This is a genomic window from uncultured Empedobacter sp. (genome assembly GCF_937930195.1).
Lineage (GTDB): Bacteria > Bacteroidota > Bacteroidia > Flavobacteriales > Weeksellaceae > Empedobacter > Empedobacter stercoris.
Genome location: NZ_CALGVK010000179.1, coordinates 1 through 13,125 on the forward strand (window position 1 = coordinate 1; position 13,125 = coordinate 13,125).

15 protein-coding genes are annotated in these 13,125 nt (G+C 31.9%); 6 read left to right on the forward strand and 9 right to left on the reverse strand.

The annotated features are described in order from the left end of the window. The 3 genes from Q0616_RS10505 to Q0616_RS10515 all read right to left on the reverse strand — a co-directional run. Positions 1–239 (reverse strand): helix-turn-helix domain-containing protein (locus tag Q0616_RS10505; protein ID WP_366940315.1); only part of this gene is annotated, 239 nt, incomplete at its 3' end. A gap of 288 nt (positions 240–527) precedes the next feature. Beyond that, a complete protein-coding gene (locus Q0616_RS10510) occupies positions 528–1,169 on the reverse strand; it encodes a DUF6266 family protein (RefSeq protein WP_298776892.1) in 642 nt (213 codons plus the stop codon). A gap of 11 nt (positions 1,170–1,180) precedes the next feature. Continuing rightward, positions 1,181–1,354, reverse strand: a complete 174-nt coding sequence (locus Q0616_RS10515; RefSeq protein WP_298776893.1) for a hypothetical protein — start codon at positions 1,352–1,354, stop codon at positions 1,181–1,183. Positions 1,355–1,612: 258 nt separating this feature from the next. Between Q0616_RS10515 and Q0616_RS10520 the strand changes: the two genes are divergently transcribed. Both Q0616_RS10520 and Q0616_RS10525 read left to right on the forward strand, forming a co-directional pair. After that, positions 1,613–2,437 (forward strand): hypothetical protein, encoded by an 825-nt coding sequence (locus Q0616_RS10520; protein ID WP_298776894.1) that lies wholly within the window; start codon positions 1,613–1,615, stop codon positions 2,435–2,437. A 134-nt stretch (positions 2,438–2,571) separates the two neighbouring features. Then, on the forward strand, positions 2,572–2,958 hold the full coding sequence (locus Q0616_RS10525) for a hypothetical protein (protein WP_298776895.1): 387 nt from the start codon (positions 2,572–2,574) through the stop codon (positions 2,956–2,958). A gap of 110 nt (positions 2,959–3,068) precedes the next feature. Here Q0616_RS10525 and Q0616_RS10530 read toward each other — a convergent pair whose 3' ends face one another. Further along, positions 3,069–3,863 carry an alpha/beta fold hydrolase gene (locus Q0616_RS10530; RefSeq protein WP_298776896.1) on the reverse strand — a complete coding sequence of 265 codons (795 nt, stop codon included), beginning with the start codon at positions 3,861–3,863 and terminating at the stop codon, positions 3,069–3,071. Positions 3,864–4,427: 564 nt separating this feature from the next. On the opposite strand from Q0616_RS10530, the gene Q0616_RS10535 reads away from it, so the two are divergent. Together Q0616_RS10535 and Q0616_RS10540 are read left to right on the forward strand one after the other, a co-directional pair. Continuing rightward, positions 4,428–4,850, forward strand: coding sequence for a PaaI family thioesterase (locus Q0616_RS10535; RefSeq protein WP_171623939.1), 423 nt, complete (start codon positions 4,428–4,430; stop codon positions 4,848–4,850). Between the two features lie 152 nt (positions 4,851–5,002). Continuing rightward, positions 5,003–5,917: an AEC family transporter gene (locus Q0616_RS10540; RefSeq protein WP_298776898.1), complete on the forward strand. Its 915-nt coding sequence runs from the start codon at positions 5,003–5,005 to the stop codon at positions 5,915–5,917. Here Q0616_RS10540 and Q0616_RS10545 read toward each other — a convergent pair whose 3' ends face one another. Further along, positions 5,918–6,664 (reverse strand): dienelactone hydrolase family protein, encoded by a 747-nt coding sequence (locus Q0616_RS10545; RefSeq protein WP_298776900.1) that lies wholly within the window; start codon positions 6,662–6,664, stop codon positions 5,918–5,920. It lies immediately after the preceding gene. A 79-nt stretch (positions 6,665–6,743) separates the two neighbouring features. On the opposite strand from Q0616_RS10545, the gene Q0616_RS10550 reads away from it, so the two are divergent. Next, on the forward strand, positions 6,744–7,160 hold the full coding sequence (locus Q0616_RS10550; RefSeq protein WP_298776901.1) for a DUF2007 domain-containing protein: 417 nt from the start codon (positions 6,744–6,746) through the stop codon (positions 7,158–7,160). Positions 7,161–7,218: 58 nt separating this feature from the next. Here Q0616_RS10550 and Q0616_RS10555 read toward each other — a convergent pair whose 3' ends face one another. From Q0616_RS10555 to Q0616_RS10565, 3 genes are all read right to left on the reverse strand, one after another. Then, positions 7,219–8,217 (reverse strand): beta-ketoacyl-ACP synthase III, encoded by a 999-nt coding sequence (locus Q0616_RS10555; protein ID WP_171623942.1) that lies wholly within the window; start codon positions 8,215–8,217, stop codon positions 7,219–7,221. A 175-nt stretch (positions 8,218–8,392) separates the two neighbouring features. Next, positions 8,393–9,286, reverse strand: a complete 894-nt coding sequence (locus tag Q0616_RS10560) for an AraC family transcriptional regulator (protein WP_225541447.1) — start codon at positions 9,284–9,286, stop codon at positions 8,393–8,395. A 102-nt stretch (positions 9,287–9,388) separates the two neighbouring features. Continuing rightward, a complete protein-coding gene (locus tag Q0616_RS10565; protein WP_298776903.1) occupies positions 9,389–10,315 on the reverse strand; it encodes a glyoxylate/hydroxypyruvate reductase A in 927 nt (308 codons plus the stop codon). A 140-nt stretch (positions 10,316–10,455) separates the two neighbouring features. Here Q0616_RS10565 and Q0616_RS10570 point away from each other — a divergent pair, with 140 nt between their 5' ends. Further along, positions 10,456–12,483: a M3 family metallopeptidase gene (locus Q0616_RS10570; RefSeq protein WP_298776905.1), complete on the forward strand. Its 2,028-nt coding sequence runs from the start codon at positions 10,456–10,458 to the stop codon at positions 12,481–12,483. A gap of 39 nt (positions 12,484–12,522) precedes the next feature. On the opposite strand, the gene Q0616_RS10575 is transcribed toward Q0616_RS10570, so the two are convergent. Further along, positions 12,523–13,125: GNAT family N-acetyltransferase (locus Q0616_RS10575; protein WP_366940316.1), on the reverse strand; the 603-nt coding region annotated here is incomplete at its 5' end.

Sequence of the window (13,125 nt, forward strand, 5' to 3'; positions counted from 1 at the left end):
TTAAAGAATTGCATTGGATAATAATACTTATTCCCGACTTTAAAATAAGGAATTTGGTTCATTTTCCTCATACAATACAATGTTCTATCACTCACGTTAAGTAAACGTTTTAGATCTGCGTTATCATAGAATTTTTGATTTTCTCTTAACAATAGAAGAGTTCTTTGTAATTCCAGTAGTAGAAGTTTCATTTCCTTAAATGCCTCTCCATTTTTTTGTAAAAATAGGTGATCATCCATCTAATATTAAAAATAATACAAAGTACCAACTTACAACATAATCACCTAAACTACAAATGTTTAATACAAAAAATTATATCTACATCGAGAGATAAAAAAATCAAGAGAACATAATAAACAAGAATTCATCTGTTCGAGTAACTTTCGATTTAGTGTAAAAATAAAATTGTATCGAAAATAAATTTTTATGTCAAAAACCTTTTTCTCGATACAATTTTCTTACACAACTTCGCTCAAAATAACGTTTCTTATTGCTATTCTCAGCCTGTCAAAAAATCTAAACAGCACTTATTCTACCGTATGTTCTCCAAGATAAATACTGGTACTCGACATTCCCTTTAGCTGATTGTTTAGGAACGCCCAAAAATTAACTTTTTTACCATTAAAATTTGTAGGTAATTGAATATTAGCACTCGAACCTCCACGAGATTCTATACTATGATAAACTTCAAATATATCCAGTTCTTCACAGTAACAAACAACATTTACGATATCCGTATCTTTTGCATTTCCTTGCCCCGAATTATCTTCCCATTGCAACTCAAAACTATCAACAGCAGAAGGCACTAAAGTAGGTCGCAAAAAACCAACCAGATCACCCTTTGATACCAATATGCGCTCCATTACGATAACAGCTAAGTCATCTACCACGTCCAAGGCATTGCTTATGGTATAAGACACCGCTAAGTTATAGCGAGAATGTACACCAGTTTTGTTCCCAAAATATTCGTTAAGAAGAATACGAATTGGCTGCAAAAATTTGACAGCTTTCTTAAACTTGTATCGTTGCAACAATTGCAAATCAGTAGGTGCTTTATTATTTGACTTTGGCAAACTACGGATAATATCCTTTCCACGCCAGTTTGCACCAACTACGGTTCCTACTTTTCCAGAGAAACCACCTAAAATTCCTTTTTTAATTTGTGCCATAATTACTTATTTTAAACATTAATAATCATAAAGTTAGCACGCAAAAGCATAGGTTTTACAAAATCACCTTTTTGTGTCCGAAATTGTCCACGTTTGTCCACATTTGTCCATGTTTGTCCAGTTGCTTTTTGAACAATACTACTTTTAAGCAAAAACAAAAACCTCGCTAACGCCCTATTCATCATAGCTAGAAAGAAAACAGATTTTTAGTCGATTTTGGTCTTGTTCGACCATCGTTCGAGGATGCTTCGAGGATTGTTCGACAAAGTATGGGAAAACAGCACCTTTTCTCAAACAATTGTCGAACAAAACACGAAGATGAGTCGAAGAAAAGTTGTAAGATTATAGTTTTACAATAAAGGGTTTGATAAGAGATTTTTGATATCTTTGGGAAAGAAATAAACTGAATATTCATTTTGAATAAACTGAACTAAAATAACACGATGAAAAAATTCCTTTACTTATTACCACTTATTTTATTATGGTCGTGCAACAATGATGATGATATTGATACAACTACTGAAAATAGTGCTTTTACTGCCTATCCGAAAGGTTATTTTATAACTACTGTAAATGGATATGATACAATAAAATTAGAATATCAAAATAATAAAGTAACCAAACGAATTGGCGAATGGTATATTATAGATCCGTATACAAGCTACGTTTACCAGTTTTCTAAATCATTGGAAACTAATATTAGTTACACAGATAAAACTGCAAGTCTAACTAAGTTTTCTAAATTAGATTGGTATCAATATCCGAATGATACACATGTTTATACGGTGAATGGTCAACAAATTTCTGAGGCTACTTTAACGTATAAAACAAGACCCAATTATACAGAAAAATATGTCTATGTTTATGAAAACAACCAGATAAAATACATTGATTTTCTGGTGACCGATCATTATTTTACAAATGATTTGAGAAGTCGTAGAGATTTTTACTTTAATGCAAAGGGAAATTTAGATAGTTTGGTTTACAGAGATGCTGACTATGATTTTTATGATGAAAGTGTCCCTCCTTACATTGATTACAAGAAGAAAGAGCGCAAAGTAACCACTTTCTCTAATTATGATCAATCGCAAAACCCATTTCAAAACTTAGGTGTTTTTACAGACTTGTATTATAAATCTTTGTCTAAAAATAACTTTCGTAAAACTGAAACAAGAGAATATGACCAAGATGGGAAACCTACTCTTAGTCGTTCAGAATCTAGTTGGGATTATGAATATGTAGATGGAGAGGTAAAAGTTCTGAAATAGTATAAACAAAAGTCTAATATAAATTGTAGGATTGTTGTTTTGAGGTTAAAGAAAGTGTATTGGTTTTTTGGTGTTTTTTGAATATCTTACATTAAAATAACTTATAATTCACTATAATATATACATGCTTTATTATGAACCACACAAATATTGAGACAGAACTTATCTTTTTAGAATTATTAAATTCCGATACAGAATTAGATATTATTTTAAATCATCCTACAGAATTCCCAAGCGAGTTAATTGAAAAATTATCTATTTTAATTGCAATTAAATATTGGAATAAAGATATAGACTATTACGATGCTAACGAAATGATTTCTAAAATTTATGGATATTGGATTACAAATGAATTATTTTTTAATAACTATGCTTTTCCTGATATTTCTTGGGATTGTTATAATGCATTTGATGCTGGTGAATATCACCATAAAGAAGATAATGAAATGGTTGATCCTATTGATAAATATACAAATTCTGAAATTGAAACACTTTTAAAAAAAATACAAATCATAAAATAAACTACTTATTAAATCATTTACTCATCATTTCATTTTTAAATGATGCTAATTTTAATTTTAAATACATAATATAAACCACCAAAAAAGCTCCTTCTCAGGAGCTTTAGTTTTTATGCAACGTTATTAATAAACTCTTTTTCGAGGATACCGTCTACTATTTTTTCGACTTTGTCGATGTTGTGTTTTAATAATTCGTTGTCTTCTATTTGTTCTATTTCATGAAACTGCACATGTTTGTTAAACCCTTGTAATTTGGCATAATAACGTTTTAGTTCGGCTTTATTGAACAAGTTTCCGTTCTTCACATAAATCACATGTATTTTTGATTTGATGTATTGCGAAACTTCTAAAATATCGCCTCTGTTACGTGAAATATCTATCGAATAGAAAATAGATTTTAGGTACTCACTTTTTGCAGTAGGCTCTTTTACCAACCAATCTGTTGTCTTAGGACTTGCTGCTATCGGAATAATATTGAGCACCTTATTAGGGAACAGACACGCCATTTCCCATGCCAATCCTCCACCTAAATCTGCACCAATAATGGCAAAAATTTCTTGTACTTCCAACTCAAATAACGTCAACCAAAACAACACCGCCACATCGCGTGCTGTGATATGATCGCGTGGAATATAATCGTACTTAATGGTTTGGGAAACACCATTGCCAGGAATATCTATACTAATTACCGTATACTCATTAAGATCAATTGCTTTGTTTTTTCCCATGACACCATCCCAATGATAGGTACAATCTGAATCTCCGTGTAAGGAATGATTAATCAAAATAACTGGTGCTGTTCCTAATGGAAGCCCAAATAGTTGAAATGTTACTGAAACATTGTTTAAAATTGTATTGTCCTCTAAGGGCCAAACTGGGATTGTTACTTGTTGTAAACTTTGCATTGTTTTTAATTTTATATGGGTAATTGTTGTTTTCTTTTAGTCAAAAAAAAATCCCCATCGACACTCGACAGGGAATTATAAAATATATTAAAAAATAAAATCTCTTTTTAGTATACATGACATTCCCACGTCTGGATATTCCAAACCTGTTTGCGAATCGACATATATAAGCACGTAAACTTCATTTTTTAATTACTTTGTTACTCAAATGTATAAAACATTTTTCGGTAAAAAGTTAATTTTATGTGAAACTTTTGTAAAATTTTCTATATAAAGTTAGTTATATACTTCTATTGCTTGAAAAAAACGTCATTTTTGATCTCATTTCAGAATCGCATTAAAAAAAGAAATGTAGATAGAGAATAGAATTTTAAGTGCTAAATCTTTATAGTTTGACACTCCTATTGGCGATTTTAAAATAAGGTGCTTTCTATTAAAAGCTGTTTGGACTATTCTAAACGCTTAGAAGGACAAAATTATCAGAGAAGAAAACTTAAGTAACATAAGAGTTTAACGTTAATTTGCTTTTGACAAATCTCTATATTTGTTGAAAGTATATTTTTTATGACACCAGAAAAAAGAAAGTTAATAGAAGCAAGTTTTAATCGTTCGGAAACATTAAAATTCTATAACGCTTTATTGATTGAATGTGAAACTGATTATGTTTCTATCAAAATACCGAAACAAGAGATGATGACGCGTAAACATGGGATGTTTAATGGTGCAATGATTGCTTCTTTGGTTGATGTTTCTTCTGGGTATGCAGCTGTTTCGCATTATGAAGATGATTGTTATGTGGTAACCGTAGAACTAAAGGTAAATTATTTGAGACCAGCATTGGGCGATTATTTATTGTCGAAAGCGTATGTGATAAAAGGTGGAAAAAAGATAAGTACCATACGAACAGAGGTATATGTTGTAAACGAAGAAACTGGGAAAGAAACACATGCAGCTACATCTTTGGTCACGATGATGAGAATAAAATAGTCGTTTAGTGAATGATTTAAAATTCAACAAAGCCATTTTTAAATACAATAAATTAAATATATCTAATCAAGACATTTTATAAAAAATAAACATCGAATTAGAAAAATGTTTTTTAATTCCAATTGTAAATTTGCACTCTAATTTTCACGAAAATGACCAATTTTATTTTAATTGCAGTTTGTATAATCGCTGGAATGGTTTTTAAAGCCACCAAATCTATTCATCCCGATGCACATAAAGGGATTAACACATGGATATTGTATTTGGCTTTACCGGCGGTTTCGTTTAAATATTTGCCGAAGGTAGAATGGTCGCAAGAAATGCTTTTCCCTATTCTTTCTACAGTTGTTATTGCGGTAGGAAGTTTGTTTTATATGAAGTTCTACAGCAAAGCAAAAGGGTATTCTGAACGTTCGCAACGTTCGTTAGAGTTGGCGAGTGGTTATAGCAATACTTCATTCATCGGTTTTCCATTGATTTCGGCATTTTATGGTGAACAATATTTGAGTATTGCGATTATTTGCGATCAAACGATGTTTTTGTGTTTGTCTACAATCGGAATTGTATCAGCCTTAAAAGGTGGTAGTAACGGTTCTGGAACAATTAGTTCTTCCTTTATTTTGAAACGATTGTTTACCTTCCCTCCTTTTTTGGGTTGTATCAGTGCATTGATTTTGTCACAATTTGTCGACTTATCTCCAGCCGAACCTTTCTTTGATAAATTGGCTGCAACAGTTGGTCCTTTAGCTTTATTTTCGGTTGGATTACAATTAAAATTTAATGGTTGGAGAAAGTTATGGTCTCAAATCTCGATGTCGATGGTGTACAAACTGATGATTGCACCTGCCGTTGTGATGCTTTTAGCCCTTGTAATTGGTATAAAAGGTGATGTAGCAAAAATCTCTATTTTCGAGGCTGCAATGCCAACTTTAGTAACCTCGAGTATCATTGCAGAGCAGTTTAAACTCAACACTAAATTAACCAATTTGATTATTGGAATTAGTATTATTGTTGGGTTCTTTACCGCTGCTTTTTGGTATGAGATGATAGAATTGTTTATCAAATAATTATTTCAAAAGCTCTTTCAAAAACAACAAAGTGTGTTGCCACGCTCTGATTGCCATTTGTTTATTATAGTCTGGTGATTCTGGGTTTGTAAAGGTATGTTTGGAATTGGCATAGGTAATCATTTGCCAATCTGTATTTCCTGCATTCATTTCGATTATCAAATTCGATATATCTTCTTGTTTTACCGGTTCGTCTTCTGCTGGATGCTCTATCAAAATTTTTGTTTTTAATGGTAGATTTTCTCGAACTGTATCTTTTGCCAATCCTCCATGAATAGAAACTACACCAAGCACCGGTAACTGAGCACGTGCTGCTTCTAAAGCGCCTGTACCACCAAAACAATAACCAATTACTGCAATTTTGTTTGAATCGGCACCCGCTTCGATTAACTGTTGTAAAGCTAAGTCAATTCGTTTTTGATACGCGCTATAATCTGTCTTATATTTCCCTGCAATTTTAGCTGCCTCTGCATTGTTAGTTGGATAATTACCTTCGCCATAAATGTCTGCAATAAATGCTATATATCCCTCTTTTGACAAGTCTAATGCAGCTTGTTTTGCTTCATTATCTGCACCTTTCCAAGCAGGAAGAATCAAAACTCCTGGCAATTTATTCGTCTCATTTTCCGTGACTAAACCATTTAGTTTTTGCATACCATCTTTGTAAACAACTTGTTTTAGGTTTTGTGCATTTGCTGTGTTCATCAGTAATACGATTAAAAATAAATATTGAATAATAGTCTTCATCTTCTAAAAATATTAGAACATTAAGTTAAAAAGAACTAATTTTATAAACGATACGAATTGAATATTTAACACAATTATTATGGAACTAATTACATTAAAAACATTTGAAACTCCGATTGAAGCGCATATTTTACGTTCGAAATTGGAAAGTGAAAATATAGATGCATTTGTTTTTGATGAACATTCGGTTGGAATAAATCAGTTCTTGTCTAATGCAATAGGTGGCGTAAAAGTGAAGATAAAAGAAGAAGACACTGCCCGTGCTATGAAGGTTTTGGATGAGATTAACGCAACTGATTATACGAATGATTTAGATGAAATTATCGTCTGTCCGAAATGTGGTAGCAAAGCGTATTATAGTTATTTCAAATCAATGAAAGGAAGAAAAGGTTTGCTTTCGTTATTATCTTCTATCCTCTTTTGGGTGTACCCTATTTACTACAAAAATGTTTTTAAATGTAAAAAGTGTGAAGAAGAATTTGATGGATTACAATAAAAAAAGAACGACAAAAATTGCCGTTCTTTTAGAACAAAAAATATATGAATTTTATCGATTAGATAGTCCAGCGCAATAAGCTTGCTCCCCAAGAGAAACCTGCTCCAAATGCTGTCAACATCAATAAATCTCCTTTCTTTAATTTTGATGTATTTTCCCAAATACATAACGGTATAGTGGCTGCGATTGTGTTTCCGTAGTTTTCTATATTGATTAACGTTTTACCCTCTTCAATATTAATTTCGTTTCCTACAGCGTCAATAATTCGTTTATTCGCTTGATGCGGAACTAACCAATTCACATCTTCTACTGAAAAATCATTTCGTTTTAACACATTTATACAGGTATCGCTCATTGATTGAATGGCATTTTTGAAAACAATTTTACCATCTTGTCTGATATAACGCTTCTCATCTACCAATAACTGCGAACTTGCAGGATATAAAGATCCTCCTCCTTCGATGTTTAAGAATTCTTTTCCAGTTCCGTTGCTTAACAACAAGGCATCTAAAATTCCTTCTTCGTTTGTTGGTTCAAGCCAAACAACACCCGCACCGTCACCAAATAAGATATTCGTCGAACGATCTTTGATGTCTACATACGCACTAATTTTGTCTGCACCAATCACCAAGACATTCTTGTAACGATTGCTTTCAATCAACGAAGCACCCATATCGAGCGCGTATAAAAATCCAGAACAAGCTGCATTCATGTCAAATGCCCATACATTCTCTATTCCTAATTTTTCGCAAACGATATTTGCCGTTGCAGGCATCAGCATATCAGGTGTAGAAGTAGCGACAATTAATGCATCAACATCTTTGATGTCTTTTTGGTAAGTTTCAAGTAAGTTATGAATCGCACGAACTGCCATATCAGAAGTTGCTAAACCTTCCTCTAAAATACGTCGTTCTTTAATTCCTGTTCTTTTTACAATCCATTCATCAGAAGTATCTGTAATTTTTTCTAAATCAGAATTAGTTCGTTTATTTTCTGGCACATAACCTCCAATTGCTGAAATATGTGCAAATATTTTTTTTGTAAAATCTACCTTCATAAAATTCTTTTCAATCAAACTTTAAGAAAATAACGTCTACAAAAAGACGCATCATTCAAAATTTGAGCAACAAAGGTCTATCCAATTTACGAAATCAGTTAGCACAATAAACGTAATAATATGTCAAAAAGACGTTTTAAGAAGATTTTAGAATTGTATTGATTTACGTCAATAATTAGGTTGAAGCTATAAAAGTTGTAGGAGAAATGCCTGCATAATTTTTGAAAAATTTACTAAAAACAGAAGTGTCAATAAAGTTCAATTCAGTTACAACATCAGAAACACTATGTTTTGGGTTTTTCAATAAAACTTTAGCTTCCAATATAATAGCTTCGGCAATAATTTGTTTGGGGGATTTATTAAAGACTTCGACAATAATTTTAGTCAAATGCTTTCGGCTGATAAACATTTCATCTGCATAAAACTGTACATTGCGTTGACGTCGAAAATGCGTCGAAACCAGATACAAAAACTGTTTTGCTAACTCTTCTTTTCTGACTTCTTTCGTTGCGCTTTTAGCTGTTACTGCTTGGTTATAATAATTTCCCATTTCATACATTAGGACAGAAAAATGATGTAAAACCAAATCTTTTGCGAAGATATTATCGTTTTTTATCGTGTATTTACTGATTTTATTCAAATTATAACGCATATCACGTACAATTTTTTTATCTAATGAAATTATTTTAGGATACTTAGACGACAAAAATTCAACCAGATTATGTGATTTCACATGGAATCCAGCTTCTATAATCAAATCCGAATCAATAAAGATCGCTTGTACTGCAAAATCAGCCGAATGTTCTATAATTTCGAATAACTGACCCGGTAAAACCACAATAATATCATCACGTTTAATCAACGTTGGTTCTAAATTAACCGTGATTTCGCATGTTCCTGCTGTAATTAAAATCAACCCAAGTGACGTAAATTTATAGGGTTTACGTTTTACAAAATAATAGTTATTTTCTGGACCTACATCAAATATTGCTAACCGACGATCAGTTGCCTCTTCTTTGTAAGTTCTTAATATATTATCAATTGAATAAAGTTGAATATAGTCACTCATTTTTGAACTGTCATTTTTACAACTACAATGTTAAAAGATTTTTTTGACAAGTAAAAACTTAAAAGCGTCTTTTTAACAAAATATTATGTCATTTTGATGAAATTAATAGCCTTTATCCAACGATACTTCGTTTTCTAACGTTTCCATATTTTTCAGTTTCTTATAGTTAGTAGCTACTTGTTGTAAAGCTGTCGTTGCATTAGTAACACTCGCAATATGAGGCGTTATGTATATATTTTTATTCGACCAAAACGGGTGATTTTCTGGTAATGGTTCTTCTCTGAATACATCTAAATAGGCTTCTTTTATCTGCTTTTCATCAATAGCAATTAATAAATCCTTTTCGACCAAATGAGCGCCTCGACCAACATTGATTAAAACGGTTTGTTTAGAACATTGATTAAAAAACTTATAATTTAAAATACTTTCTGTCTCAGTTGTCAACGGTAAAATATTTACTATAAAATCTGTATTCGCAATAGCAGAATTCAAACCTTCTTTACCTACAAAAGTCGCTACTCCATTCATATTCTTCTGAGAATTTGACCAACCTTTTACGCGAAAACCTAAGGCAACAAAACGTTCTGCAACCAGTTTTCCTATCTCACCTAATCCCAATATGGTAATAGTCGTTTCATGAATACTTGTATATTTTTTTGGATTCCATTCCTGTTGAAGCTGATCTTTATGATACGTCAATAGATTTTTCATTGATGTCATTACACACGCCAACACATGCTCAAACATCTCTTGTTTCAAAGCTGAATCCACGATACGCGTTACCTTTACAGAATCAGGAATTTCTGTATGCAATAAATGATCAATACCAGCTCCCACAGATTGAACAACTTTCAAATTTGGAAATTCTTTTATATAATCCTTGTGCGGTTTCCAAGTCGCTATAAATTCTACATCTTCAGGGTTTGAAATAATTGGGTAAACTTCGACTTTTGTTTCTGGCAATAATTTCTGCAAATTTCTTTGCCATTCCTCTGTTGGTTTTTGATTAAATAATAAGGCTACACTCATAATTGATTACTTTTAAAACAAATTTACTCTTCTCGAAATTAATCTCCCATTAAATTTGACGATTTGTCAGATTCTTTACATTTGGATTAGATTTTGAAAGAGCTAAAACAATTATATTTTAACAAAAAAATACACTATAAATGACGAATCCGCTATTAGAAAAATTTGAAACACCTTTTGAAAGTGCTCCTTTTTCTAAAATCAAAAATGATGATTACAAACCTGCATTTATTCAGGCAATTGATGATGCAAAAGCAGAAATTGATGCCATTACTTCAAATGCAGAAGCTCCTACTTTCGAAAATACAATTGAAGCAATGGAACTTTCGGGCGAAAAGTTAGGTCGAATTTCTTCAATCTTTTTCAATTTAAATTCAGCAGAAACAAATGATGAAATTCAACAAATTGCGCAAGAAGTTTCGCCATTATTATCTGAATTTGGGAATGATGTACGCTTGAATCAAGATTTATTTGAACGAATTAAAGTTGTTTATAATCAAAAAGATTCGCTAAAACTAACAGAAGAGCAAGCTTATTTATTGGAGAAAAAATACAAAGGTTTTTCGAGAAATGGAGCAAACCTGAACGAAGAAGATAAAAATAAACTTCGCGAAATTGATAAACAATTAGCCATGCTTTCGTTACAATTTGGGCAAAATGTATTAGCAGAAACCAATGCATACGAATTGATAATCACAGATGAAAATGACTTGAAAGGTTTACCTCAATATGTCATCGATCAAGCAAAAGCAGATGCTGAACAAAAAAAATACGAAGGGTGGTTAATTACATTGCACGCACCAAGTTACATTCCGTTTATGCAATATGCTGAAAATCGTGAATTGAGGGAAAAATTATTTAGAGCAAATGGTGTAAAAGCTTATCAAAATAATGAATACAACAACGAAGAAAATGTCAAGAATATAGTAAAACTTCATCAAGAACGCGCTAAAATATTAGGGTACAAAACGCATGCTGATTATATTTTAGAAGAACGTATGGCTAAAAAACCTGAAACGGTTTTAGATTTCTTACATGATTTATTAACAAAGGCAAAACCTTTTGCTGAAAAAGAAATCAAAGAATTAGCTGCCTTTGCAAAAGAAGTTGACGGGATTGAAACTTTACAACGTTGGGATCATGGGTATTATGCAGAGAAATTGAAACAGAAAAAATTTAGCCTTTCTGATGAAGAATTGAAACCTTATTTTCAATTAGAAAATGTCATTCAAGGTGCTTTTGATATTGCAACAAAATTATATGGTATTACGTTCAAAGAAATTCAGACTATAGATAAATACAATGAGGACATTACGACTTACGAAGTATTAGATAAAAATGGGGAATTCTTGAGTTTATTGTATGCAGATTTCTTCCCACGTTCAGGAAAACGCCCAGGAGCTTGGATGACAAGTTATAGAGAGGCTTCTAATGTACATGGTAATTCGAAACGACCACACATATCAATAGTATGTAATTTTACAAAACCTACAAAAGATACACCGTCATTATTGACATTTCAGGAAGTAACAACATTGTTCCACGAATTTGGACATGCATTACACGGAATGTTACCTAACACAACTTACGAAAGTCTATCTGGAACAAATGTATATTGGGATTTTGTAGAATTACCTTCTCAATTTTATGAAAACTTTTGTTATGAACCAGAAGCATTGAAGTTATTTGCTAAACATTATAAAACAGGTAAAATTATTCCACAAGAATTAATAAACAAAGTGCGTGAGTCTTCTACCTTTATGGAAGGTTATCAAATGGTTCGTCAATTGAGTTTTGGATTATTGGATATGGCTTATCACGCAAATGATTTAGTAGAAATTAATGATTTACAACAATTTGAAAAAGCAACATTCAAACAAACCGAATTATATCCAGAAGTAGATAAAAATATAATGAGTACATCTTTTTCTCATATTTTCCAAGGAGGCTATTCGTCTGGTTATTATTCCTATAAATGGGCCGAAGTTTTAGATGCTGATGCATTTGCCTTTTTCCAAGAAACTGGAATTTTTAACCAAGAAACAGCTCACAAATTCTATCAATTATTATCGTCTGGTGGCACAGTAGAACCGATGAAATTATACGAAGAATTTAGAGGACACAAACCTACAGCTGATGCTTTATTAAAGCGAGCTGGATTAGTATAATTATTAAAAATCCGACTGAAATTTCAGTCGGATTTATTTTTATAGTAATTTCTCATAAGCTTTTCTTGGATCTCCATCGTAATGCACTTCTCCACAATATTTATAACCTAATTTTTCCAAAATTCTCAACATCGAAAGATTGTCAAAATTTGTGTCAACCTTTATACTATGAATGCCTTTGAGTAAAGCAATGTGTTCTACTTCTTTCATAGTCCACGTTCCAATTCCTTTTATCGAAACATCTTGTGCAATAGCCAAACGATGAATAACAAGATAAGGTTTATCGCTTAACCAACTACCTACCAAATTATTATAAGCAGGCTCTTCACGATCAATCAAAGCCAAATACCCAATAATCAAATGGAGTTCATCCACAATAACATATCCATAACCATTGATCAAATCATCCTTTATCACCTCTTTATTTGGATAGCCATTCTGCCATTGCTCACTCCCCTCCTCTTTTCTTTTGTGAATTGCCTGTTGTAGAATATCCCAAATTCTATCCAAATCTACATTTACTGCTTTTCTAAACGAAAGAATTTCTTTCATAAAATAATTTATATACTCAAATATAATATTTTCTGGGCGTTCCCTCGCCAACAAAATTATAATTAAATAGTAAAAAATTCCTACGCTCGG